This window comes from Pseudomonas sp. LFM046, from assembly GCF_000949385.2.
In the GTDB taxonomy this organism is placed as follows: domain Bacteria; phylum Pseudomonadota; class Gammaproteobacteria; order Pseudomonadales; family Pseudomonadaceae; genus Metapseudomonas.
Genome location: NZ_JYKO02000001.1, coordinates 4,576,240 through 4,600,796 on the forward strand (window position 1 = coordinate 4,576,240; position 24,557 = coordinate 4,600,796).

At 63.2% G+C, this 24,557-nt stretch carries 20 protein-coding genes; 3 read left to right on the top strand and 17 right to left on the bottom strand.

Features of this window, described 5'->3' with window-relative positions:
* Window positions 1-9 precede the first annotated feature (9 nt).
* The gene (gene mutS, locus TQ98_RS21040; protein WP_103103035.1) at window positions 10-2,577 is read left to right on the top strand and encodes a DNA mismatch repair protein MutS; all 2,568 of its coding nucleotides are present in this window, start codon (window positions 10-12) and stop codon (window positions 2,575-2,577) included.
* A 140-nt stretch (window positions 2,578-2,717) separates the two neighbouring features.
* On the top strand, window positions 2,718-3,041 hold the full coding sequence (gene fdxA / locus TQ98_RS21045) for a ferredoxin FdxA (RefSeq protein ID WP_044873795.1): 324 nt from the start codon (window positions 2,718-2,720) through the stop codon (window positions 3,039-3,041).
* A 439-nt stretch (window positions 3,042-3,480) separates the two neighbouring features.
* Here the strand turns inward: fdxA and rpoS are convergent, their stop codons facing one another.
* From rpoS to TQ98_RS21085, 8 genes are all read right to left on the bottom strand, one after another.
* Window positions 3,481-4,485 carry an RNA polymerase sigma factor RpoS gene (gene rpoS, locus TQ98_RS21050; protein WP_044873794.1) on the bottom strand — a complete coding sequence of 335 codons (1,005 nt, stop codon included), beginning with the start codon at window positions 4,483-4,485 and terminating at the stop codon, window positions 3,481-3,483.
* A 109-nt stretch (window positions 4,486-4,594) separates the two neighbouring features.
* Window positions 4,595-5,443, bottom strand: coding sequence for a peptidoglycan DD-metalloendopeptidase family protein (locus tag TQ98_RS21055; RefSeq protein ID WP_044874133.1), 849 nt, complete (start codon window positions 5,441-5,443; stop codon window positions 4,595-4,597).
* A gap of 185 nt (window positions 5,444-5,628) precedes the next feature.
* Window positions 5,629-6,264 (bottom strand): protein-L-isoaspartate(D-aspartate) O-methyltransferase, encoded by a 636-nt coding sequence (locus TQ98_RS21060; RefSeq protein ID WP_177410189.1) that lies wholly within the window; start codon window positions 6,262-6,264, stop codon window positions 5,629-5,631.
* 41 nt (window positions 6,265-6,305) lie between these two features.
* On the bottom strand, window positions 6,306-7,055 hold the full coding sequence (surE, locus tag TQ98_RS21065; protein WP_044873792.1) for a 5'/3'-nucleotidase SurE: 750 nt from the start codon (window positions 7,053-7,055) through the stop codon (window positions 6,306-6,308).
* Window positions 7,043-8,101, bottom strand: a complete 1,059-nt coding sequence (truD, locus tag TQ98_RS21070) for a tRNA pseudouridine(13) synthase TruD (protein WP_044873791.1) — start codon at window positions 8,099-8,101, stop codon at window positions 7,043-7,045. Before truD ends, surE begins: the two co-directional genes overlap by 13 nt.
* A complete protein-coding gene (gene ispF, locus TQ98_RS21075; RefSeq protein ID WP_044873790.1) occupies window positions 8,098-8,571 on the bottom strand; it encodes a 2-C-methyl-D-erythritol 2,4-cyclodiphosphate synthase in 474 nt (157 codons plus the stop codon). The genes truD and ispF overlap by 4 nt, the downstream gene beginning before the upstream one ends.
* 55 nt (window positions 8,572-8,626) lie before the next feature.
* A complete protein-coding gene (gene fghA / locus TQ98_RS21080; RefSeq protein ID WP_044873789.1) occupies window positions 8,627-9,472 on the bottom strand; it encodes an S-formylglutathione hydrolase in 846 nt (281 codons plus the stop codon).
* A gap of 85 nt (window positions 9,473-9,557) precedes the next feature.
* A complete protein-coding gene (locus TQ98_RS21085) occupies window positions 9,558-10,670 on the bottom strand; it encodes an S-(hydroxymethyl)glutathione dehydrogenase/class III alcohol dehydrogenase (RefSeq protein WP_044873788.1) in 1,113 nt (370 codons plus the stop codon).
* Window positions 10,671-10,773: 103 nt separating this feature from the next.
* Between TQ98_RS21085 and TQ98_RS21090 the strand changes: the two genes are divergently transcribed.
* Window positions 10,774-11,688, top strand: coding sequence for a LysR substrate-binding domain-containing protein (locus TQ98_RS21090; RefSeq protein ID WP_044873787.1), 915 nt, complete (start codon window positions 10,774-10,776; stop codon window positions 11,686-11,688).
* On the opposite strand, the gene ispD is transcribed toward TQ98_RS21090, so the two are convergent.
* From ispD to TQ98_RS21135, 9 genes are all read right to left on the bottom strand, one after another.
* Window positions 11,664-12,374: a 2-C-methyl-D-erythritol 4-phosphate cytidylyltransferase gene (ispD, locus tag TQ98_RS21095; RefSeq protein WP_044873786.1), complete on the bottom strand. Its 711-nt coding sequence runs from the start codon at window positions 12,372-12,374 to the stop codon at window positions 11,664-11,666. The two genes, TQ98_RS21090 and ispD, sit on opposite strands and share 25 nt — an antisense overlap.
* Complete coding sequence (ftsB, locus tag TQ98_RS21100; protein ID WP_044873785.1) at window positions 12,371-12,655, bottom strand: cell division protein FtsB; 285 nt, start codon at window positions 12,653-12,655, stop codon at window positions 12,371-12,373. Before ftsB ends, ispD begins: the two co-directional genes overlap by 4 nt.
* 218 nt (window positions 12,656-12,873) lie before the next feature.
* Complete coding sequence (gene eno / locus TQ98_RS21105) at window positions 12,874-14,163, bottom strand: phosphopyruvate hydratase (protein WP_044873784.1); 1,290 nt, start codon at window positions 14,161-14,163, stop codon at window positions 12,874-12,876.
* 144 nt (window positions 14,164-14,307) lie between these two features.
* Entirely contained in the window at window positions 14,308-15,153 is an 846-nt protein-coding gene (kdsA, locus tag TQ98_RS21110; protein ID WP_044873783.1) for a 3-deoxy-8-phosphooctulonate synthase, read from the bottom strand.
* A 3-nt stretch (window positions 15,154-15,156) separates the two neighbouring features.
* Complete coding sequence (locus TQ98_RS21115; RefSeq protein WP_044873782.1) at window positions 15,157-16,785, bottom strand: CTP synthase; 1,629 nt, start codon at window positions 16,783-16,785, stop codon at window positions 15,157-15,159.
* A gap of 172 nt (window positions 16,786-16,957) precedes the next feature.
* Window positions 16,958-18,274: a tRNA lysidine(34) synthetase TilS gene (gene tilS / locus TQ98_RS21120; RefSeq protein WP_044873781.1), complete on the bottom strand. Its 1,317-nt coding sequence runs from the start codon at window positions 18,272-18,274 to the stop codon at window positions 16,958-16,960.
* Window positions 18,275-18,344: 70 nt separating this feature from the next.
* Window positions 18,345-19,295 carry an acetyl-CoA carboxylase carboxyl transferase subunit alpha gene (accA, locus tag TQ98_RS21125; RefSeq protein WP_044873780.1) on the bottom strand — a complete coding sequence of 317 codons (951 nt, stop codon included), beginning with the start codon at window positions 19,293-19,295 and terminating at the stop codon, window positions 18,345-18,347.
* Window positions 19,296-19,422: 127 nt separating this feature from the next.
* A complete protein-coding gene (gene dnaE / locus TQ98_RS21130; RefSeq protein ID WP_044873779.1) occupies window positions 19,423-22,947 on the bottom strand; it encodes a DNA polymerase III subunit alpha in 3,525 nt (1,174 codons plus the stop codon).
* Between the two features lie 70 nt (window positions 22,948-23,017).
* Window positions 23,018-24,478 carry an alanine/glycine:cation symporter family protein gene (locus TQ98_RS21135; protein WP_044873778.1) on the bottom strand — a complete coding sequence of 487 codons (1,461 nt, stop codon included), beginning with the start codon at window positions 24,476-24,478 and terminating at the stop codon, window positions 23,018-23,020.
* Between the last annotated feature and the right edge of the window lie 79 nt (window positions 24,479-24,557).

Consider the following 24,557-nt stretch of genomic DNA (forward strand, 5'->3'; position numbering starts at 1 on the left):
GGCCAGGCAATGAGCGATCTCAGCGAACACACACCCATGATGGCGCAGTACTGGAGGCTGAAAAACCAGCATCCGGACCAACTGATGTTCTACCGCATGGGCGACTTCTACGAGATCTTCTACGAGGACGCCAAGAAGGCCGCCAAGCTTCTCGATATCACCCTCACCTCTCGCGGCCAGTCCGCAGGCAAGGCCATTCCCATGGCCGGCATCCCCTTCCACTCCGTGGAGGGTTACCTGGCCAAGTTGGTGAAGCTGGGTGAGTCGGTGGTGATCTGCGAACAGATCGGTGACCCGGCCACCAGCAAGGGCCCGGTGGAGCGCCAGGTGGTGCGAATCATCACCCCCGGCACCATTAGCGACGAAGCGCTGCTGGATGAACGCCGCGACAACCTGCTGGCCGCCGTGCTCGGCGATGAGCGACTGTTCGGCCTGGCGGTGCTGGATATCACCAGCGGCCGCTTCAGCGTGCAGGAGATCAAGGGCTGGGAGAACCTGCTGGCCGAACTGGAACGCCTGAACCCCGCCGAGCTGCTGATCCCTGATGACTGGCCCCAGGGCCTGCCCGCCGAGAAGCGTCGTGGCGCGCGCCGCCGTGCGCCCTGGGACTTCGACCGGGACTCGGCGAAGAAGAGTCTGTGCCAACAGTTCGGCGTGCAGGACCTCAAGGGCTTCGGCTGCGAAACTCTCACCCTGGCGATCGGCTCCGCCGGCTGCCTGCTGGCCTATGCCAAGGAAACTCAGCGCACCGCCCTGCCCCACTTGCGCAGCCTGCGCCATGAGCGCATCGACGACACCGTGATCCTTGATGCCGCCAGCCGCCGCAACCTGGAGCTGGACGTTAACCTCTCCGGCGGCCGCGACAATACCCTGCAGTCAGTGATCGACCGTTGCCAGACTGCAATGGGCAGCCGCCTGTTGAGCCGCTGGCTGAATCGCCCATTGCGGGACCGTGCGGTGCTGGAAGCCCGCCAGGACGCCATTGATTGCCTGCTGGATCGCTATCGCTTTGAAGGTCTGCAGCCACAGCTGAAAGAAATCGGCGATGTGGAGCGAATCCTCGCCCGTATCGGCCTGCGCAATGCGCGCCCGCGCGATCTGGCCCGCCTGCGCGACGCCCTCGCCGCACTGCCCCAGTTGCAAGGCGCTATGACGGAACTGGAAGCACCGCACCTGCAGACCCTTGCCGAGAACATCCGCACCTACCCGGAATTGGCGGACCTGCTGGCCCGCGCCATCATCGACAACCCGCCGGCGGTGATCCGCGACGGCGGTGTGATCAAGACCGGCTACGACGCCGAACTCGATGAGCTGCAGGCCCTGAGCGAAAACGCCGGCCAGTACCTGATGGACCTGGAGACCCGGGAAAAAGCCCGCACTGGCCTGCCCAACCTCAAAGTGGGCTACAACCGCATCCACGGCTATTACATCGAACTGCCCCGCGTACAGGCCGAGCAAGCCCCTGCGGACTACATCCGCCGCCAAACCCTGAAAGGTGCGGAGCGTTTCATCACGCCAGAGCTGAAGGCCTTCGAGGACAAGGCGCTGTCGGCCAAGAGCCGTGCGCTGGCGCGGGAGAAGATGCTCTACGACGAGTTGCTGGAGCTGCTGATCGAGCAGTTGGCGCCGCTGCAGGACACTGCCGCCGCCCTGGCCGAACTGGACGTGCTGAGCAACTTCTCCGAGCGCGCACTGAACCTGGACCTGAACCGTCCCCGCTTCGTCGACGAGCCCTGCATGCGTATCAACCAGGGCCGTCACCCGGTTGTCGAGCAGGTACTGGACACGCCTTTCGTGGCCAACGACCTGGACCTGGACGACGCCACGCGAATGCTGATCATCACCGGCCCGAACATGGGCGGTAAGTCCACCTACATGCGCCAGACCGCACTGATCGTGCTGCTCGCCCATATCGGCTGCTTCGTTCCGGCAGCCAGCTGCGAGCTGTCGCTGGTGGATCGGATCTTCACCCGCATCGGCTCCAGCGACGACCTGGCCGGCGGCCGCTCCACCTTCATGGTGGAAATGAGCGAAACCGCCAACATCCTGCACAACGCCAGCGCCAGCAGTCTGGTGCTGATGGATGAAGTGGGCCGTGGCACCAGCACCTTCGACGGCCTGTCGCTGGCCTGGGCTGCAGCCGAGCATCTGGCCCGCCTACGTGCTTTCACCCTGTTCGCCACCCACTATTTCGAGCTGACCGTTCTGCCGGAAAGCGAGCCGGTGGTCGCCAACGTTCACCTGAACGCCACCGAGCACAATGAGCGCATTGTCTTCCTGCACCACGTGCTGCCGGGCCCGGCCAGCCAGAGCTATGGCCTGGCGGTAGCCCAGCTTGCGGGCGTCCCGGGTGGCGTCATCCAGCGTGCCCGCGAGCACCTGGCACGACTGGAAACCACCAGCCTGCCCCATGAGGCTCCGCGCCAGGCCTCCGGCCAGCCGAGCGCCCCCATGCAGAGCGATCTTTTCGCCAGCCTGCCGCACCCGGTGCTGGATGAATTGGCGAAGATCAAACCGGATGATCTGACACCCCGGCAAGCGCTGGAGCTGTTATATACACTGAAGTCACGCATCTAACCCCTGAACCGCACAAGCTGCTAGAATCCCGCGCGCTCTGGAAAGCACCCGGGAATCAGCCTGCCCGGCGCCGTGAGTTTCCGAGCCGAGAAGCCAGACATAGAAGGCTTCCGAGCCGCCGCTTGAGGAGAAGAATAGAAATGACCTTCGTCGTCACCGACAACTGCATCAAATGCAAATACACCGACTGTGTGGAAGTCTGTCCGGTGGACTGCTTCTACGAAGGCCCGAACTTCCTGGTCATTCACCCAGACGAGTGCATCGACTGCGCGCTCTGCGAGCCTGAATGCCCGGCGCAAGCCATTTTCTCCGAGGATGAAGTGCCTGAGGACATGCAGGAGTTCATCGAGCTGAACCGTGATCTGGCCGAAGTCTGGCCGAACATCACCGAGAAGAAGGAAGCGCTGTCCGACGCCGAGGAATGGGATGGCGTCAAAGGCAAGCTGGAGCACCTGGAGCGCTGAGACCAGTTGCCCACACGCAAAAAGGCCCGCATCTGCGGGCCTTTTGCTTTCCTGTGGACGAAAAAAAGGGGCGGGGGATACCCGCCCACTCTTTTGTCCTTACTCCCTGTATTCCCTGCTCATCATCCTGATGGATCGCATCCGGCGATGTCCTGACCGAAGTCCTTTTCAGTCCGCGTACATCCTGTACGCAAGGGTGATATTAGCGATCCCGCGGAACTGGGCAAGCTGGCCAAACGACAGAACACAGAGAAGAATGCGGCGAGACCATAAAATAAAACCATTAACTATCAATAACTTACAAATAAACCTCAGCTGAATCTCGTCTTTCTCCAGCAGCATCTTCCAGCAATCACGTACACTCAATGTAAGCAATGACTTACACGGACTTGCATAAAAAAGCCCGGCCTAAGCCGGGCTCTTTCAGTTCGCCGATGAGCTACTGGAACAGCGCATCGCTGGACAGGCCGTTCTTCTCCAGGATCTCGCGAAGGCGCTTCAGCGCTTCGACCTGGATCTGGCGAACCCGCTCACGGGTCAGGCCGATTTCCTGGCCCACTTCCTCCAGCGTGCAGCTCTCGTGGCCCCGGAGACCAAAACGACGCACCACGACTTCGCGCTGCTTGTCGGTCAGTTCGGAAAGCCACTGGTCGATGCTCTGGGAAAGGTCGTCGTCCTGCAGCAGTTCGCAAGGGTCGGTGGGACGCTCGTCGGTCAGGGTATCCAGCAGGGTCTTGTCTGAGTCCGGCCCGAGGGAAACATCGACGGACGTCACCCGCTCGTTGAGCCCGAGCATGCGCTTGACCTCGTCAACCGGCTTTTCCAGCAGGTTGGCGATTTCTTCCGGCGAAGGCTCGTGATCCAGCTTGTGGGTCAACTCGCGCGCCGCCCGCAGGTAGACGTTGAGTTCCTTGACCACATGGATCGGCAGGCGGATTGTCCGGGTCTGGTTCATGATGGCCCGTTCGATGGTCTGACGGATCCACCAGGTCGCATAAGTGGAGAAACGGAAGCCCCGCTCCGGATCGAACTTCTCCACCGCCCGGATCAGGCCGAGGTTACCCTCTTCGATCAGGTCGAGCAGCGACAGGCCGCGATTGACGTAACGTCGCGCGATCTTCACCACGAGGCGGAGGTTGCTTTCGATCATGCGTTTGCGCCCGGCAGGATCTCCGCGCTGTGCGAGGCGCGCGAAGTGCACTTCTTCTTCCGGGGTCAGGAGGGGGGAAAAACCGATCTCGTTGAGATACAACTGGGTCGCATCTAGCGCGCGACTATAATCGATGTACTTGTGCTGCTTGGCTGAGGTTGAGTGACGGGATTTGGCGGTAGGCAGAGGCGCGTCGTTCTCCTCGCTCAACGCATCATCCAAAATGACGCCCGGCTCCAGAAGGAGCAGTTCATCATCGACGTCAAACTCCGGCGCTTCTTTATTGAGTGCCATTGTTGTTGTCCCTTGCTGAGTTCGACAACAAGCCCCGGCGATGCCTTGATTCCCTGGCGCCGCCTGAGCCCGTCCTTGTGCCTAGTGGCGGAACGGGCCGAATAACAGATCAACGACGTGGCAGGTATTGCAATGGATCTACAGGCTTACCTTGGCGGCGAATCTCAAAATGAAGCTTCACCCGGTCAGTTCCCGTTGAGCCCATCTCGGCAATTGTCTGTCCGACTTTGACCTGCTGTCCCTCCCGCACCAGCAGCCTGCGGTTATGACCATAGGCGCTCACGTAGGTATCGCTGTGTTTGATGATGACCAGTTCGCCGTAGCCCCGTAATCCACTTCCGGCATAAACAACTGAACCATCTGACGCAGCCAAGACAGGCTGGCCTAATTCCCCAGCGATATCAATCCCTTTATTCAAACTGCCGTTTGAGGAAAAACGCCCAATCAACGAGCCATTCGCCGGCCATACCCAACCGGCTGCAGAGCGCGTGCTAGACGCGCTCGCGGTAGATACGGGTGCCGCCGCCACAGGTTGTTGCGCCTGGGGCTGCGGACGGACAGCCGGTTGCTGGGACTGCGCAGGCGGGCGCATGGTGGCACTGTTTCCAGTCGTTGGTTTGGTAGTTGCAGGAGCGGCAGCAACGGTTGTTGGACGCGTCTGGCCAGGCTGGCCATCGAAACGGATGATCTGGCCAGGGCGGATCACATAAGGCGCGGGAATGTCATTGCGGGCGGCCAGGGCTTTCCAATCCCAGCCAAAGCGGAACGCAATGGAATAGAGGGTATCGCCACGCTGCACCCGGTACTGGCCGCTGGTAACGGGTTGCCGTTGGGTTGTGGCAGCCGCCCCCGCATGGTTGCGATCGACCACACTGACACCGTCCTTCGAGGTGCTGGAGCAGCCGGCCAGCAGGATACTGGCGGCGATTACGGGCAACCAGGTGAGCCCATTCCCCATGCTGATCCTATGCCGAATGGCCATCAGGCTCACTCTTGTCCCCTTTTTCCCAACAGTCCTAGGTAGTGGTTATTGTGCCGGAAATATTCGAACGGGCCAGCCGCCTGCCGCACAAAGTGCAGCGCAGCAGTAACCCGGCGATGCGTCAGAGATTTGCCCGCGACGCAGATTCCCTCGGTACGGGCTCAGGCCAGAGGGCCGCTGAGCAGCGGTACGAAGCGCACCGCATCGAGCACGTGGCGGGTGAATCCCTGCTCTTCGCGAATGATCAGCATCAGTTGCTGGACGTCACCGGCCCCCACCGGAATCACCAGGCGTCCGCCCGGAGCCAACTGGTCCAGCAGTGCCTGCGGAACGTCCGCAGCGGCCGCGGTGACGATGATGCCGTTATAGGGTGCCAATGCGGACCAACCTTCCCAGCCGTCGCCCCAGCGGAACACCACATTGCGGAGGTTGAGCTCCGCCAGGCGCTCCTTGGCTTTGTCCTGCAGCACCTGAATGCGCTCCACGGAGAACACCCGCTCCACTAGTTGAGCGAGGATCGCCGTCTGGTACCCGGAACCGGTGCCAATCTCCAGGACCTTGTCCAGCGGCCCGGCGGCCAGCAGCAGTTCGGTCATCCGCGCAACCATGTAGGGCTGGGAGATGGTCTGGTTGTGGCCGATTGGCAGAGCGGTGTCTTCGTAGGCTCGATGTGCCAGGGCCTCGTCGACGAACAAATGACGCGGTGTCCGGCGAATGGTCTCGAGCACACGGGCGTTGGACAGCCCTTCCTCGTATAACCGCTGGATCAGACGTTCACGGGTACGTTGGGACGTCATGCCAATCCCGCGGCGCGTCAGGTCGTCCTGTTCCCGAGCCATCAGAGCAGGCCCTCCAACCAGCTGTCGAGACCGCCGAAAGCCTCATTGAAAGTCCGGTCGAGCTGCAGGGGCGTGATGGAAACATAGCCCTGCAGCACCGCATGGAAATCCGTTCCCGGTCCGCCGTCCTCGGCATCGCCGGCGGCAGAAATCCAGTATCCCTCCTTGCCCCGTGGATTGACTACCTTCACCGGCGCCGCAGCGCGGGCTCGATGACCAAGCCGGGTCAGCTGGATGCCACGGATACGCTCCAGCGGCAGGTTGGGGATGTTCACGTTGAGGACGGTGCGCGGCGGCAGGTCGAGCCTGTCGTGGGCGGCCACCAGCCGACGGGCGATATGGGCGGCCGTGGGCAGGTTGTCCGGCTGGCGCGAAAGCAGCGAGAAGGCGAACGCCGGCACGGCGAGGAAACGCCCCTCAAGTGCAGCAGCCACGGTGCCGGAATAAAGCACATCGTCGCCGAGGTTGGCGCCCAGATTGATGCCCGACACCACCATGTCCGGTAGCTGTTCAAGCATGCCGTTGAGCCCCAGGTGTACGCAGTCGGTCGGCGTGCCATTGAGGCTGATGAAGCCGTTGTCCAGCGTGCTGGGGTGAAGCGGGCGGTCCAGGGTCAGGGAACTGCTGGCGCCGCTCTTGTCCTGATCAGGTGCGATGACCACGCAATCGGCGTAGTCCTTGAGCGCACCATGCAGAGCGGCGAGACCTGGGGCATTCACCCCATCGTCGTTGGAAATCAGAATGCGCATGGGTTTTCCGTCTGCCCTGCCGGCAGCAGATCGACAAGCTCACGCACCACTGCGGTGGCGAAGCATCCAGCCGGCAGGACGAATTCCAGTTGCAGAACGTCAGGCCCGGGATAATGCCACGTCAGGCCGCCGATGGGGAGGCGGAGGATGCGCCGTTCGTGCGCCATTCCCGCTTCTGCGAGCCAGTGGCAAAGTGCCGGCTCGGCCGCAGCCACCGTCGCTTCCAGCATTTGCGGCTCACCCAGCGCAGGCGACGGCCCCTCTCCCCAGAGCGCCCCGGTCGGATGCAGGTCGAGCTGGGCCAGGCGCGGATCATTGCATTCCGCCTCACCGGCGGCGAAGAAGCTACGGCTGTCGGTGAACGCCAGCAAGTCGCCGACCTGGGCCTGGTTCCAGGTTCCGGCGGCAACCCGCTCGGCCAGCACCTGGTTGAACAGGAAGCTGCGGCCCGCTGACAGCAGCCGTGAGCGCAGGTTGCGCTGGACCGGCAGTTCCTTGCGTTCGGCGAAGGCGCGGGCATCCACCACATTGCCCCCACCATGGCCGAAGCGCTGCAGGCCAAAATAGTTGGGTACACCGGCTTCGGCGAGGCTCTTCAGACGCTGGTCGAGAGCATCGTGATCCGCGTTCAGATGGGTCAGACGCAGGGTGAAGCCGTTGGCCGAGTGGGCGCCACGTTGCAGCTTGCGCTTGTGACGGGCGCTCTTGAGGATGCGCAGGTTGGCGTTTTCGGCGGCGGACAGGTCCGGATCCGCCTTGCCCGGCAGATGCAGGCTGAACCACTGGCGGGTCAGCGCCTGACGATCCTTGAGACCGGCATAGCTGATCATCTTCACCGGCACGCCCGCAGCCCGGGCGATGCGCCGCGCGGCCTCCTCGGTGTTCAGCTCCCGCTTCTCCACCCAGAGCCAGAGATGCTCACCCTCGCCGGCCAGCGGGATATCCAGCACTTCATCGACCTGGAAATCTTCGGCCACCGCCTTCAGCTGCGCCTGCCCCAGAGCCTCGCCATGGGCACGCGGGCCCAGCAGTTCGAACTCGGTCATGCCGGCAGCAACAGGGCAACCGCATGCACGGCGATGCCCTCCTCGCGGCCGGTGAAGCCCAGCTTTTCGGTGGTGGTAGCCTTGACGTTGACCTGGTCCAGTTCGACCTCCAGGTCAGCAGCGATGTTGGCGCGCATGGCTTCGATATGCGGCGCCATCTTGGGCGCCTGGGCGACGATGGTCCCGTCGACGTTGCCGACCTTCCAGCCCTTGGCCTTCACCTGCGCCAGCACATGGCGCAGCAGCACGCGGCTGTCGGCACCCTTGAACTGCGGATCGGTATCCGGGAAGTGCTTGCCGATGTCCCCCAGGGCAGCTGCGCCCAGCAGCGCATCGGAAAGCGCGTGGAGCAGCACGTCGCCATCGGAATGGGCGATCAGCCCGAACTTGTGGGGAATACGTACGCCGCCGAGGGTGATGAAATCGCCTTCGCCGAAGCGGTGTACGTCGTAGCCGTGGCCAATTCGCATAGTCAGTAAAACGCCCTGAAAAGTCAGGGCGTGATTCTACTCGCTTTGATGCTGCTTAGGCTTTCAGGGCCTCGGCATGGTGCTTCAGATGATCGCCAATGAAGCTGGAGATGAAGTAGTAGCTGTGGTCGTAGCCTGGCTGCAGGCGCAGGGTCAGCGGATGTCCCGCTGCCTTGGCCGCCGCTTGCAGGGCTTCGGGCTTGAGCTGGTTGGCGAGGAAGTCGTCGCGGTCACCCTGATCCACCAGGATCGGCAAGCGCTCGGACGCCTCTGCCAACAGCACGCTGGCATCCCACTCGCGCCAGCGCGAGCGGTCTTCGCCCAGGTAGCGGCTGAAAGCCTTCTCGCCCCAGGGACAGGCCATAGGGTTGCTGATGGGCGCGAAGGCCGACAACGACTGGTAGCGCCCCGGGTTACGCAGCGCGCAGACCAGCGCCCCATGGCCGCCCATGGAATGGCCGCTGATGCCGCGCTTCCCGGACACCGGGAAGTTGGCCTCGATCAGCGCCGGCAGCTCGTGCACCACATAGTCGTGCATGCGGTAATGCCGGGCGTAGGGTTCCTGGGTGGCGTTCAGGTAGAAGCCGGCGCCCAGGCCGAAGTCCCAAGCATTGTCCGGGTCACCCGGCACATCGGCACCGCGCGGGCTGGTGTCGGGCGCGACGATGATCAACCCCAGTTCAGCGGCCAGGCGTTGGGCGCCTGCCTTCTGCATGAAATTCTCGTCGGTGCAGGTCAACCCTGACAGCCAGTAAAGCACCGGCAGCTTCTCGCCCTGCTCCGCCTGGGGCGGCAGGTAGACGGCGAACACCATGTCGCAATTGAGGCTGGTGGAGCGGTGGCGGTAGCGCTTGTGCCAACCGCCAAAGCTCTTGTTGCTGGAGACGATTTCAAGGGTCATGGAACGCTCTCCGCTGGGTGCGCCACGCGCACCGATGGATTCATGGGGATGCCGGATGGTCGCCACGCAGCCATCCGGCTTCGCCTCAGAAGTGGACGACGGAGCGGATGCTCTTGCCTTCGTGCATCAGGTCGAAGGCTTCGTTGATCTTGTCCAGGCCCATGGTGTGGGTGATGAAGGTGTCCAGCGGGATCTCCCCCTTCTGCGCCTTCTCCACATAGCTCGGCAGTTCAGTGCGGCCTTTCACGCCGCCGAAGGCCGATCCGCGCCAGACGCGGCCGGTCACCAGCTGGAACGGACGGGTCTTGATCTCGGCGCCGGCCGGGGCCACGCCGATGATTACGGACTCGCCCCAACCCTTGTGGCAGCACTCCAGCGCCGCGCGCATCAGGTCGACGTTGCCGACGCATTCGAAGCTGTAGTCCACGCCGCCGTCGGTCATCTCGACGATCACGTCCTGAATCGGCTTGGCGTGATCCTTCGGGTTGACGAAATCGGTAGCGCCCAGCTCACGGGCGACATCGAACTTATCCGGATTGATGTCGATGGCGATGATGCGCGAGGCCTTGGCCATCTTCGCGCCGATGATCGCCGCCAGGCCGATACCGCCGAGACCGAAGATGGCGACGGTAGCGCGCTCTTCCACTTTGGCGGTGTTGAGTACGGCACCGATGCCGGTGGTCACGCCGCAACCCAGCAGGCAGACCTTCTCCAGGGGCGCTTCCTTCGGGATCTTCGCCAGGGAAATTTCCGGCAGCACGGTGTACTCGGAGAAGGTCGAGCAGCCCATGTAGTGGAAGATCGGCTGGCCGTTGTAGCTGAAGCGGGAGGTGCCATCCGGCATCAGGCCCTTGCCCTGGGTGGCGCGCACCTTCTGGCACAGGTTGGTCTTGCCGGATTTGCAGAACTTGCACTCGCGGCATTCGGCCGTGTACAGCGGGATCACATGGTCGCCCACAGCCAGGGAAGTAACGCCCTCGCCCACGGCTTCAACGATGCCGCCGCCTTCATGGCCGAGGATGCAGGGGAACACGCCTTCCGAATCCGCACCCGACAGGGTGTAGGCGTCGGTGTGGCAGACACCGGTGGCCACGATGCGCACCAGCACTTCGCCGGCCTTCGGCGGCGCCACATCCACTTCGACGATCTGCAGCGGCTGGTTGGGCGCGAAGGCCACGGCGGCGCGGGACTTGATCATGGTGACTCTCCAGCTGATTGAAATGGCCAAGGAGTGTAGTTGAGCCACCAATGGTAAATAATCCATCTCAAAGCAAAACATTATTGCCAACGAGGGATAATCAATGAGCCGCTGGGAAGGCCTGGACGAGTTCGTTGCCGTTGCCGAAACGGGACAGTTCACCGCCGCCGCCGATCGTCTGGGCGTCTCGTCCTCCCATGTCAGCCGACAGATCGCCCGACTGGAGGAGCGCCTGCAGTCGCGCCTGTTCTACCGCAGCACCCGCAAAGTAGCCCTCACCGAAGCCGGGCAGACCTTCCTCCAGCACTGCCAGCGCCTGCTGGACGCCCGCGAGGAAGCGCTGCGCGCGGTGAGCGACCTGACCAGTGAACCCAAAGGCCTGCTGCGCATGACCTGTGCGGTGGCCTACGGCGAGCGATTTATCGTGCCCCTGGTCAACGAATTCATGGCGCGCCATCCGCAGCTGCGGGTGGACATAGAACTGAGCAACCGCACGCTGGACCTGGTGCATGAAGGGCTGGACCTGGCGATCCGCCTGGGTCGCCTGCAGGATTCACGGCTGGTGGCGACCCGCCTGGCACCACGGGTCATGTACCTGTGCGCGGCACCCGCCTACCTGGAACGTTACGGCCGCCCTCACAGCCTTTCGGAACTGGCCCGGCACAACTGCCTGATCGGCAGCTCGGACCATTGGGACTTCCTCCAGCAGGGGCGCGAGCATTCCGTCCGGGTCCAGGGCAACTGGCGCTGCAACAGCGGCCAGGCCGTGCTGGACGCGGCACTTCGCGGCTTCGGCCTGTGCCAGTTGCCCGACTACTACGTACTGGAGCATTTGCGCAGCGGCGCCCTGGTGTCCCTGCTGGAACAGCACAGGCCGCCAAACACGGCGGTCTGGGCCCTTTATCCACAGCAACGGCACCTGTCGCCCAAGGTGCGGCAACTGGTGGATCTGCTGAAGGAAGGATTGGCCCGGCGGCCGGAATACGTCGAGGTTCAGCCGCGAGTGGACCAGCGCTGACGCAGCCAGTCGAGGTCTTCAGGGCGAGTGATCTTGAGGTTGTCGGCGCGGCCTTCCACCAGCTTGGGCGCATTGCCGGCCCACTCCATGGCAGAGGCCTCGTCGGTAATGGCGACGCCGGCCACCAAGGCATCGGCCAAGGCGCGGTGCAAGGCGCCGAAGCGGAACATCTGCGGGGTGTAGGCCTGCCAGATCAGGCTGCGGTCGACGGTTTCCGCCACCCGGCCGTCGGCGTCAGCGCGCTTCAGGGTATCCCGAGCCGGCACGGCGAGCAGGCCGCCCACCTCGTCATTGGCCAATTCAGCCAGCAGCAGATCAAGGTCGTAGCGCGACAGGTTCGGTCGCGCCGCATCGTGCACCAGCACCCAGTCGTTGGCACGGGCGCCATGTTCGGCCAGGCGCAACAGGGCACTGAGCACTGAGTCGGCGCGCTCCTTGCCCCCATCGGCGCGGATGATGCGCTCGTCACTGGCACAAGGCAGTGCGGGCCAGTAGGGATCGTCGACCGAAAGACTGACCACCAGTCCCTTCAGTTGGGGGTGATCGAGAAAACAGTCAAGGCTGTGCTCGAGGATGGTTCGTCCGGCAAGCTCAAGGTACTGCTTGGGACGGTCGGCGCGCATGCGGGCACCGACGCCGGCGGCAGGAATCACCGCCCAGAAGAAAGGAATGTCGGCCTGGTTCATTCGGCAATCTGATAGAGAGTTTCGCCTTCCTTGACCATGCCCAGTTCGTGACGGGCACGCTCTTCGACGGTTTCCATACCCTTCTTCAACTCAAGCACTTCCGCCTCAAGGATGCGATTGCGCTCCAGCAGACGCTCGTTCTCGCCTTTCTGATCGGCGATCTGCTGCTGCAGCTCCTTGACCTGCGCCAGGCTTCCGTCGCCCACCCAAAGACGATACTGCAGACCAGCCAGCAGCAGGGTCAGGACGACGAATAACCAATAAGTGTTAGGGCGAGTCATTTTGCCTGGGAGTATCCATGCGAAAAGGGCAGCTTGCGCTGCCCTTTTACCATTCCTGAACCGATTACGTCGCTGCCGTGCGGCGGGAGACGACCGGCCAGGTGAAATCAGGTGAAGCTGCGAAGTTTACATGAAGTAAAGATGCATTCAGCGCCTGATTTCAACATGGCTCCACGCAGACGTGCTCACGATCGAGCGAGCCGATCGTGGCCAGTCTCTTAGCCACGGAATTCCGCACGACCGCGATAGGGAGCCTTTTCGCCCAGTTGCTCTTCGATGCGCAGCAGCTGGTTGTACTTGGACACGCGGTCGGAACGGCACAGGGAGCCGGTCTTGATCTGGCCGGCAGCGGTGCCTACGGCCAGGTCGGCGATGGTGCTGTCCTCGGTTTCACCGGAACGGTGGGAGATCACCGCGGTGTAGCCGGCAGCCTTGGCCATCTGGATGGCTTCCAGGGTCTCGGTCAGGGAACCGATCTGGTTGAACTTGATCAGGATCGAGTTGGCGATGTTCTTCTCGATGCCTTCCTTGAGGATCTTGGTGTTGGTCACAAACAGGTCGTCACCTACCAGCTGTACCTTGGCGCCGATCTTGTCGGTCAGGTCTTTCCAGCCGGCCCAGTCGGATTCGTCCATGCCGTCTTCGATGGAGATGATCGGGTAGCGCTGGGTCAGGCCCGCCAGGTAGTCGGCGAAACCAGCAGCGTCGAACACCTTGCCTTCGCCGGACAGGTCGTACTTGCCGTCCTTGAAGAATTCGCTGGAAGCGCAGTCCAGGGCCAGGGTCACGTCGGTGCCCAGCTTGTAGCCGGCGTTGGCAACGGCTTCGGCGATAGCGGCCAGGGCGTCTTCGTTGGAGGCCAGGTTCGGGGCGAAGCCGCCTTCGTCACCCACGGCGGTGTTCAAGCCACGGGCCTTCAGCACGGCTTTCAGGTGATGGAAGATCTCGGCGCCCATGCGCAGGGCATCGGCGAAGTTCTTGGCGCCAACCGGCTGAACCATGAACTCCTGGATGTCGACGTTGTTATCGGCGTGCTCGCCGCCGTTGATGATGTTCATCATCGGAACCGGCATGGAGTACTGACCCGGGGTGCCGTTCAGATCGGCGATGTGGGCGTACAGCGGAATGCCCTTGGCCTGGGCAGCGGCCTTGGCGGCAGCCAGGGACACGGCGAGGATGGCATTGGCGCCCAGCTTGGCCTTGTTCTCGGTACCGTCCAGTTCGATCATGGCGCGGTCCAGGGCTTTCTGGTCGGCAGCATCTTTGCCCAGCAGCAGGTCGCGGATCGGGCCGTTGATGTTGGCGACGGCTTTCAGTACGCCCTTGCCCAGGTAACGGCTCTTGTCGCCATCACGCAGTTCCAGTGCCTCGCGGGAACCGGTGGAAGCACCGGACGGCGCGCAAGCGCTGCCGACGATGCCGTTCTCGAGGATCACATCGGCTTCCACGGTGGGGTTGCCACGGGAGTCCAGAACCTCGCGGCCCTTGATGTCGACGATCTTTGCCATTGTTGTTAGCACTCCAAAAGTTGACGAAAACGCTCAGCAGAAAGTGAGGCTGCTCGCCGGGCCTCAGGGTCGGCAGACCCGGCGAAAGTTCTGACCAATCGGTCAGATTGTGCCCACGCGGCACTTTACCGGAGAACGGCCCGTTCAGGCAGTCTCGATTGGCGGAAAACTCTTGACCAGGTCATCCAACTGCTTGAGCTGGGACAGGAAGGGCTCGAGTTTGTTCAGGCGCAGGGCGCAGGGACCGTCGCACTTGGCGTTGTCCGGATCCGGATGGGCTTCCAGGAACAGCCCGGCCAGGCCCTGGCTCATGCCGGCCTTGGCCAGGTCGGTAACCTGGGCGCGGCGACCGCCAGCGGAGTCGGCACGGCCGCCCGGCATCTGCAGGGCGTGGGTGACGTCGAAGAAAACCGGGTACTCGAACTGCTTCATGATGCCGAAGCCGAGCATGTCCACGACCAGGTTGTTGTAGCCGAAGGAGGAACCGCGCTCGCAGAGGATCAGGCGATCGTTACCGGCTTCCTCGCACTTGGTGAGGATGTGCTTCATCTCCTGGGGCGCGAGGAACTGGGCCTTCTTGATGTTGATCACGGCGCCGGTCTTCGCCATCGCCACCACCAGATCGGTCTGGCGGGAGAGGAAGGCCGGCAGCTGGATGATGTCGCAGACCTCGGCCACGGGAGCCGCCTGATACGGCTCGTGGACGTCGGTAATGACCGGCACGCCGAAGGTCTTCTTCACTTCCTCGAAGATCTTCATGCCCTCTTCCAGGCCCGGGCCGCGGAAGGAGTTGATCGAGGAGCGGTTGGCCTTGTCGAAGCTGGCCTTGAACACGTAGGGGATGCCTAGCTTCTCGGTCACCCGTACGTATTCTTCGCAGACCTTCAGGGCGAGGTCGCGGGACTCCAGCACGTTCATGCCGCCGAACAGCACGAACGGCTTGTCGTTGGCGATCTCGATGTTGCCGACGCGGACGATCTTCTGCGCCATGGATCAGGCCTTCCCGGCGAATTTCAGGGCGGCAGTGACGAAACCGCTGAACAGCGGGTGACCATCACGCGGCGTGGAGGTGAACTCCGGGTGGAACTGGCAGGCAACGAACCAGGGATGATCCGGTGCTTCCACCACTTCGACCAGGGCGCCATCGCCGGAGCGACCGGTGACCTTCAGGCCAGCTTCCTGCAGTTGCGGCAGCAGGTTGTTGTTCACTTCGTAGCGGTGACGGTGACGCTCGACGATCTCGTCCTTGCCGTAGCAGGCGCGGACCTGGGAGCCGGCTTCCAGCTGGCAGCCCTGAGCGCCGAGGCGCATGGTGCCGCCCAGGTCGGAGGCTTCGGTACGGATCTCGGTGGCGCCGGTGGCGTCCTGCCACTCGGTGATCAGGCCCACGACCGGGTGGCCGCTGGACTTGTCGAATTCGGTGGAGTTGGCGTCAGTCCAGCCCAGCACGTTGCGGGCGTACTCGATCACCGCCACCTGCATGCCGAGGCAGATGCCGAGATAGGGGATCTTGTTCTCGCGGGCGTAGCGCACGGTAGTGATCTTGCCTTCCACGCCGCGCAGACCGAAGCCGCCCGGTACCAGGATGGCATCGACACCTTCCAGCAGGCCGGTGCCCTGGGTCTCGATGTCTTCGGAGTCGATGTAACGCAGGTTGACCTTGGTGCGGTTCTGGATGCCAGCGTGGCTCATCGCTTCGATCAGCGACTTGTAGGCATCCAGCAGCTCCATGTACTTGCCGACCATGGCGATGGTGACTTCGCTCGTCGGGTTCAGCTTGGCGTCCACCACGCGGTCCCACTCGGAGAGGTCGGCGCCGTTGCATTGCAGGCCGAAGCGCTCGACGACGAAGTCATCCAGACCCTGGGCATGCAGCACGGACGGGATCTTGTAGATGGTGTCGACGTCCTGCAGGGAGATCACCGCACGCTCTTCCACGTTGGTGAAGAGGGCGATCTTGCGGCGGGAGGATAGGTCGACTTCATGGTCGGATCGGCAGACCAGCACATCGGGCTGCAGGCCGATGGAGCGCAGCTCCTTCACGGAATGCTGGGTCGGTTTGGTCTTGGTCTCGCCGGCGGTGGCGATGTAGGGCACCAGGGTCAGGTGCATCAGCATGGCGCGCTTGGCGCCCACTTCCACGCGCAGCTGGCGGATGGCTTCGAGGAAGGGCTGGGATTCGATGTCGCCGACGGTGCCGCCGATCTCAACCAGGGCCACGTCCGCGCCGGCGGCACCCTTGATGATGCGGTGCTTGATCTCGTCGGTGATGTGCGGGATCACCTGGATGGTGGCGCCCAGGTAGTCACCACGGCGCTCCTTGCGCAGCACGTCCGCGTAGACGCGGCCGGTGGTGAAGTTGTTGTTCTGGGTCATGGTGGTGCGCACGAAGCGCTCGTAGTGACCCAGGTCCAGGTCGGTCTCGGCGCCGTCCTCGGTGACGAAGACTTCACCGTGCTGGAAGGGGCTCATGGTACCCGGGTCCACGTTGATGTACGGGTCGAGCTTGAGCATGGTGACCTTCAGGCCCCGCGCTTCCAGAATGGCGGCCAAGGATGCCGAGGCGATGCCTTTCCCCAAAGAAGAAACAACACCACCCGTGACGAAGATGTAGCGCGTCATGAAAAACCCTAGAAGTCTGCGTTTAGGCGGAAGGCCGCCGGGGAAAGCGACGAAGGACCAAGACCTTCATCCATGGAGCGCCAATGGGCGCTGCTTCAAAAGCAACAACCGCCGACTCCGAAGGAATCAGCGGAAGCTATATAAGACGGGAGCGTAGTCTACCGGAAAGACCCTACCAGCTCAAACCTTGATCATTCGTCGGAGGCGTCCAGTGCAGGCGCCAACCGCCCTGCCGCGTGCCGTCGAGATCCGGGAGATTCGCCACAGCCAGCAGCTCGCCATCCACCACCAGCAGCGGCAATCGGCCGCGCACAAACGCGGGTAGGTGCGACTCGTTGAGCAAGCGCTTGAGGTCGCGCCGCCCCCGCCCGGAAACCTCCAGCACTTCCCCGCCCTGCCGGTAGCGGACCTCAAGCCTGCCAGCGGGCGGCGTGCCCAATATTTCAAGCCGGCCATTGCCGGGCAGGTCCAGGGGTTCGCCGGCATCTGCCCAGACGAGATTGGCGGCCGGCGTTTCGAGCCAGGCTCCGGATAACCACCACAACCGTCCGTCGGCGCGATGCACCTCTCCCCTGGCGAGGCGCCAGATCGGGATTGCGTCGGCAGCGGCGTCGCGAAGGTTCTCCCAGCCGGCCCAGTGATCACTGTCCGGCAGCGAAGTGAGGGCCGCCAGCCAGCATCGCAGTGCATTGCGTTGCCGGGCGGGTGTCAGGCATGCCAACAGCGCCAGTTCCAGCGATGGCAGAGACAGCCAGGGAAAGTCACAGTGGCCCCTCGCAGCGTCGAGATCGGCCCGAGCCAGCTCATTCAGGAGGGCGTCAGCCTCGGCCATATGCGCGGCACTGCGCGCCAGGCTTTCCGCCACTCGCGGCCAGCGCGCCTGCAGCGCCGGCAGGATGACGTGACGGAGAAAGTTGCGGGCCAGGTCCGTGTCGGCGTTGCTCGGATCCTCCACCCAGGCCAGCCCTTCGGCACGGGCAAAGGCTTCCAGCTCGGCGCGGGAGACCGTTAGCAGCGGCCGCACCAGACTGCCCTGCCCCAGCGGCCGGCTGGCCGGCATGCCCGCCAGCCCTCGCACGCCAGCACCCCGCAACAGGCGGAAGAGCAACGTCTCAGCCTGGTCATCACGATGCTGAGCGCTGAGCAGCACCTCTCCTCTCCCTAGCTCCCCCATGAACGCGGTGTAACGCGCTTCTCGGGCGGCCCTTTCCAGGCTGGGTCCGGCGTCGACGGTCACCCGCAGCACCTTGAGCGGAATCCCCAGCTCATCGCAGACCTTCTGGCAATGGGCAGGCCAGGCGTCAGCCGCGGGCTGGAGGCCGTGGTGCACGTGCAGGGCGCACAGCGGCGGCAAGGCCTCGCGACGGGCGAGGCGCGCCAGGAGATAAAGGAGGACGGTGGAATCGAGCCCGCCGGAGAATGCGACCTGCCAGGCCGGCGCATGACGCCAGGGAGCCAGGGCAGTCAGAAGGCGGGTCTCGAGGGACATGGATTGCTCAGAAACGAAATCGGGTCCCAAGCATAAAGCCGGGACCCGATCTTTACAGCCTGTAGAGGGATCAGGCTACGCCGTAGCTCATCAGGCGCTCGTAGCGACGCGCCAGCAGATCCTCGGTGCTGAGCTTCTGCAGGGTCTTCAGCTGCTCGGCCAGCTCCTTGCGGATGGACTCGGCAGCGACGGCCGGGTCGCGGTGAGCGCCACCCAGAGGCTCGGCGATGACCTTGTCGACAATGCCCAGACCTTTCAGGCGCTCGGCGGTAATGCCCATGGCCTCGGCAGCGTCCGGCGCTTTCTCGGCGGTCTTCCAGAGAATCGAGGCGCAGCCTTCCGGCGAGATCACCGAGTAGGTGGAGTACTGCAGCATGTTCAGGCGGTCGCAAACGCCGATAGCCAGCGCACCACCGGAACCACCCTCACCGATCACGGTGGCGATGATGGGGGTCTTCAGGCGTGCCATCACGCGCAGGTTCCAGGCGATGGCCTCACTCTGGCCACGCTCCTCGGCATCGATGCCCGGGTAGGCGCCGGGGGTGTCGATGAAAGTAAGGATCGGCATCTTGAAGCGCTCGGCCATTTCCATCAGGCGGCAGGCCTTGCGGTAGCCCTCGGGACGGGGCATGCCGAAATTGCGGCGGACCTTCTCGCGCACGTCACGGCCTTTCTGGTGGCCGATGACCATGACCGGCTGATCGTTCAGACGGGCAACACCGCCAACGATGGCGGCGTCATCGGAGAAGTGGCGGTCGCCGTGCAGCTCGTCGAACTCGGTGAAGAGGTGTTCGATGTAGTCGAGGGTATAGGGGCGGCGCGGATGGCGCGCCAACTGGGCGATCTGCCAGCTGGTCAGGTTGCCGAAGATGCTCTCGGTGAGCGCGCTGCTCTTTTCCTGCAGGCGAGAGATTTCGTCGGTGATGTTCAGGGCGTTGTCGTTACCGACCAGACGCAGCTCCTCGATCTTGGCTTGCAGATCGGCGATGGGCTGTTCGAAATCCAGAAAGTTCGGGTTCATAGGCTTCCGTCGTGCGCTTGGGGCCAGGCGGCTGGTTCCATTTGGCGCCCTACCTTAAGGGATCGGGCGCGTTCGGGTCGAGATCAAATCAAAATCGGGCCGGTGCGGGCGTGCTGTCACGCTCGCATCAGCGGTAGTGCAGGAAGACGTTGTCGCGCCCAAACTGGTCACGCAATGCCTGAATCAACGTGTCGGCCGGGGCGATTCGCCAGTCATCGCCGAACTGCAGCACGGCTTTCGCATCGTTGCCACTGTAGTCCAGGGTCAGCGGGCAAGAGCCGCGATGGCGACCGCAGAGATCCGCCAGCCAGCGCAGGCGATCGCCCTGCAGGGCGCTGAAGTCCACCTTCATGCGCAGGCTTTCCGCGAGGCCGGTACGGGCCTCCTCCAGGCTCAGCACGCGCTTGGCGCGCAGGCGCAGGCCGCCGGAAAAATCGTCGTGGCTCACCTCACCTTCCACCACCACCAGGGCGTCGGTCTGCAGCAGGCCGCTGGCGGCATTGAAGGCATCGGCGAACAGCGAGGCCTCGATACGCCCTGAACGGTCGTCCAGGGTGATGAAGCCCATTTTGTCGCCCTTCTTGTTCTTCATCACCCGCAGGTTGACGATCAGGCCGGCGATGATCTGGGTATCCCGCGCCGGCTTGAGCTCGACGATGCGCTGACGGGCGAAGCGGCGGACCTCCCCTTCGTACTCGTCGATGGGGTGGCCGGTCAGGTACAGGCCCAGGGTGTCCTTCTCGCCCTTGAGGCGCTCCTTGAGGGACAGTTCCTTGGCCTTGCGGTGGTTGGCGTACATGTCCGCCTCGGGTTCAGCGAACAGGCCGCCGAACAGGTCCATGTGGCCACTGTCATGACTGCGGGCAGTCTGCTCGGCCGCCTGGATGGCTTCTTCCATCGCCGCCAGCAGCACCGCACGGTTACGGTCGACGCCCGCCTGGTAGGCCTTGGGCTCGTTGCTGAAGAAGGGACCCAGACGATCCAGGGCACCGCCGCGGATCAGGGCTTCCAGGGTGCGCTTATTGATGCGCTTGAGGTCGACGCGGTTGCAGAAGTCGAACAGGTCCTTGAAGGGGCCGCCCTCGGCGCGACATTCGGTGATGGCTTCCACCGGGCCCTCGCCCACGCCCTTGATGGCGCCCAGACCGTAGACGATCTGACCGTCCTCGTCGACGGTGAAGCGGAACTCGGAATTGTTCACATCGGGGGCGACGATGCGCAGCTTCATGTGCCGGCATTCTTCGATCAGCGTCACCACCTTGTCGGTGTTGTGCATATCCGCGGTGAGCACCGCAGCCATGAACGGCGCCGGGAAGTGCGCCTTGAGCCAGGCGGTCTGGTAGGACACCCAACCGTAGGCGGCGGAGTGGGATTTGTTGAAGCCGTAACCGGCGAACTTCTCCACCAGGTCGAAGATGTTACCCGAGAGTTCCGGATCGATGCCGTTGCTGGAGCAGCCTTCGATGAAGCCGCCGCGCTGCTTGGCCATTTCCTCAGGTTTCTTCTTGCCCATGGCGCGACGCAGCATGTCCGCGCCGCCGAGGGTATAGCCCGCCATCACCTGGGCGATCTGCATCACCTGCTCCTGGTACAGGATGATGCCGTAGGTGGGCTTGAGCACCGGCTCCAGGCCGGCGTACTGGTAGTCGGGGTGCGGGTAGGAAAGCTCGGCGCGACCGTGCTTGCGGTTGATGAAGTCGTCCACCATGCCCGATTGCAGGGGGCCTGGTCGGAACAGGGCCACCAGGGCGATCATGTCTTCCAGGCAGTCGGGCTTGAGCTTCTTGATCAGTTCCTTCATGCCGCGGGATTCAAGCTGGAAGACCGCAGTGGTCTCCGCCTTCTGCAGCATGTCGTAGGTCTTCTTGTCGTCCAGCGGAATGCGGTCGATATCCACCAGAGGCTTGCCCTGCTTCTCCTGCTCCCGGTTGATCATCTCCATGGCCCACTTGATGATCGTCAGGGTCCGCAGGCCAAGGAAATCGAACTTCACCAGGCCGGCGGCTTCCACATCGTCCTTGTCGAACTGGGTCACCAGGCCGTTGCCCTCTTCGTCACAGGCGATGGGAGAAAAGTCGGTGAGTTTGGTTGGGGCGATTACCACACCACCCGCATGCTTGCCGGTGCCCCGCGTGATGCCCTCCAGCTTCAGCGCCATGTCCCAGATTTCCTGGGCTTCTTCATCCGCCTTGAGGAAGTCTCGCAGCACTTCCTCCTGGTTGTAGGCGGCCTCCAGGGTCATCCCCACTTCGAAGGGGATCATCTTCGACAGGCGATCGGCCAGGCCGTAGGACTTGCCCTGTACCCTCGCCACGTCGCGCACCACCGCCTTGGCCGCCATGGAACCGAAAGTGATGATCTGGCTCACCGCGTTGCGGCCGTACTTGTCAGCCACGTAGTCGATCACGCGGTCGCGGCCATCCATGCAGAAGTCGACGTCGAAGTCGGGCATGGAGACCCGCTCGGGGTTGAGGAAACGTTCGAACAGCAGGTCGTAGGCCAAGGGGTCCAGGTCGGTGATCTTCAGCACATAGGCCACCAGGGAGCCGGCGCCCGAGCCCCGGCCGGGGCCCACGGGCACACCGTTGTTCTTCGCCCACTGGATGAAGTCGGCAACGATGAGGAAGTAGCCGGGAAAGCCCATCTGGATAATGGTGCCCAGCTCGAACTCCAGACGGTCGATGTAGAGCTGGCGCTTCTCTTCGTAGTCCGGCGTGGTCTCCTTCGGCCAGAGCACAGCCAGGCGCTCCTCCAAGCCCTCGAAGGAGGCGTGGCGCAGGTAGTCGTCGATGCTCATGCCGTTGGGCGTGGGGAAGTCGGGCAGGAAGTGCTTGCCCAGCTGCACCTCGATATTGCAGCGCTTGGCGATTTCGACGGTGTTTTCCAGGGCCTCGGGGATGTCGCTGAACAGCTCCGCCATCTCCTCGGGGGACTTCAGGTATTGCTGGTCGGAGAAATTGCGTGGCCGGCGCGGATCGTCGAGGACGCGGCCCTCACCGATGCATACACGGGTCTCGTGGGCCTCGAAGTCACCCGGCTTGATGAAGCGCACGTCGTTGGTGGCCACCAGCGGCGCCCCGCAACGTTCGGCCAGGGCAACGGCAGCATGGACATGCTCTTCGTCATTGACCCGCGCAGTGCGCTGCAGCTCCAGGTAGAAACGATCGGGGAACACCGTCTGCCACTCGGCCAACAGGGCCTCGGCACCGGCCGGGTCGCCATTGAGCAGGGCCATGCCGATCTCGCCTTCCTTGGCGCCGGACAGGGCGATCAGACCCTCGGCGGCTTCCTTCACCCACTCGCGCTGGATGATCACCAGGCCATTGCTCTGGCCCTCGGACCAGCCACGAGAAACCAGTTCGGTGAGGTTGCGGTAGCCCTTGGCATTCATCACCAGGAGGGTCATGCGGCTCAGAGGGCCATCCTCGTCCAGGCTGGCCAGCCAGATATCGGCGCCACAGATGGGCTTGATGCCCGCGCCCATCGCCGTCTTGTAGAACTTCACCAGGGAGCACATGTTGCTCTGGTCGGTGATCGCCACCGCCGGCATACCCGCGCCTGCCGCAGCCTTGACCAGCGGCTTGACCCGCACCAGGCCGTCTACCAGGGAATATTCGGAGTGCAGACGCAGATGGACGAAGGAAGCGGTCATGGAAGTCCTATGCAAAACGCGAAAACGACAGGGCCCGGATTGTACCGGGCCCTCGGGCAAAGCTACAGGTTTAGGCCAGCGAGTTGGGCGACTGCTCCCCACTCACCTGCGCGGCGGGTCGGTCGGACTTGTCCCAGATGCCCGGCTCCAGCTTGCTCTGGATTTCGGGGTACTGGCTGGCGTCGAAGGTCGGCAGCTTGCCGGCCTTGCGCTGGGCGTTGTAATCGCGGGCCAGCTTGATCGCCAGGTTGGACAGCAGCAGGATGGCGATCAGATTGGTAATCGCCATCAGCCCCATGGAAACGTCCGCAAGGTTCCAGACGAAAGGCATCGAAGCCACCGCGCCGAACATCACCATGCCAAGCACCACGAAGCGGAATACCACCAGGCCAGCCGGATGATTGTGTTCGAGGAAAACCAGACAGTTCTCGGCGTAGAAGTAGTTGGCGACGATGGAGGTGAAGGCGAAGAACAGGATGATGATTCCCAGGAAGTACTTGCCCCAACCGCCCACCTGACTGGTCAAGGCGTTTTGCACCAACATGATTCCCTCACCTTCCTGCGGGCCGGCAAGCAGGATGATGGCCGCCGAAGCGGTGCAGATCAGCAGGGTGTCGATGAACACTCCGGCCATCTGGACGTAGCCCTGGGACGCGGGGTGCGGTGGATAGGGAGAGGCGGAGGCCGCGGCATTAGGCGCTGACCCCATGCCCGCTTCGTTGGAGAACAGGCCACGCTTGAAGCCGTTCATCACCGCGGCTGCGATGCCGCCAGCGGCCGCTTCGTGCAGACCGAAAGCGCTCTTCACGATAAGCGCCAGGACGCCGGGAATCTCATTGATCTGCGTGATGATCAGCACGACCGCAACCAGCAGATAAGCCACTGCCATGAATGGCACGGCCAGCTCGGAGAAACGTGCAATCGAGCGCAGGCCACCGAAGATGATCAGTGCGGTGACGATCACCAGCGCCACGCCACTTAGCCACAGCGGTACATCGAAGGCCCCCTGCAGGGCGCCGCTGATGGTATTGGCCTGCACCGAATTGAACACGAAGCCAAAGGCAATGATCAGGAAGACCGAGAAGAGGATGCCCATCCAGCGCGCGCCCAGCCCCTTCTCCATGTAATAAGCCGGACCGCCACGGAACTGGCCGTTGTCGTCGCGCACCTTGAACAACTGCGCCAGCGTGGCTTCAACGAAGCCGGTGGCCATGCCGACCATGGCAATCACCCACATCCAGAACACCGCGCCAGGACCACCCAAGGTGATGGCCACGGCCACGCCCGCAACGTTGCCGGTGCCGACGCGTGCGGCCAGCGAGGTGCACAGTGCCTGGAAGGAGGAAATCCCGGACTCGTCAGCCTGGCGGCTGCCCTTGAGTACGCTGAAGGTATGACCGAAATGAAGGAACTGGATCAGCCCAAGACGCACGGTGAAATACAGACCGCTGATGACCAGTAGCCAGATCAGCACTTTGCCCCAGATGAGGCCATTGAGAAAGTCGACCACCAGATTGGCAATCTCTTGCATGGGACGCTCCCTTGACCGCTTGCAGCGGCTTGTTGGTGGAGATCCGGTACGAACCGAATCTACGGGACCACCGCGAAGC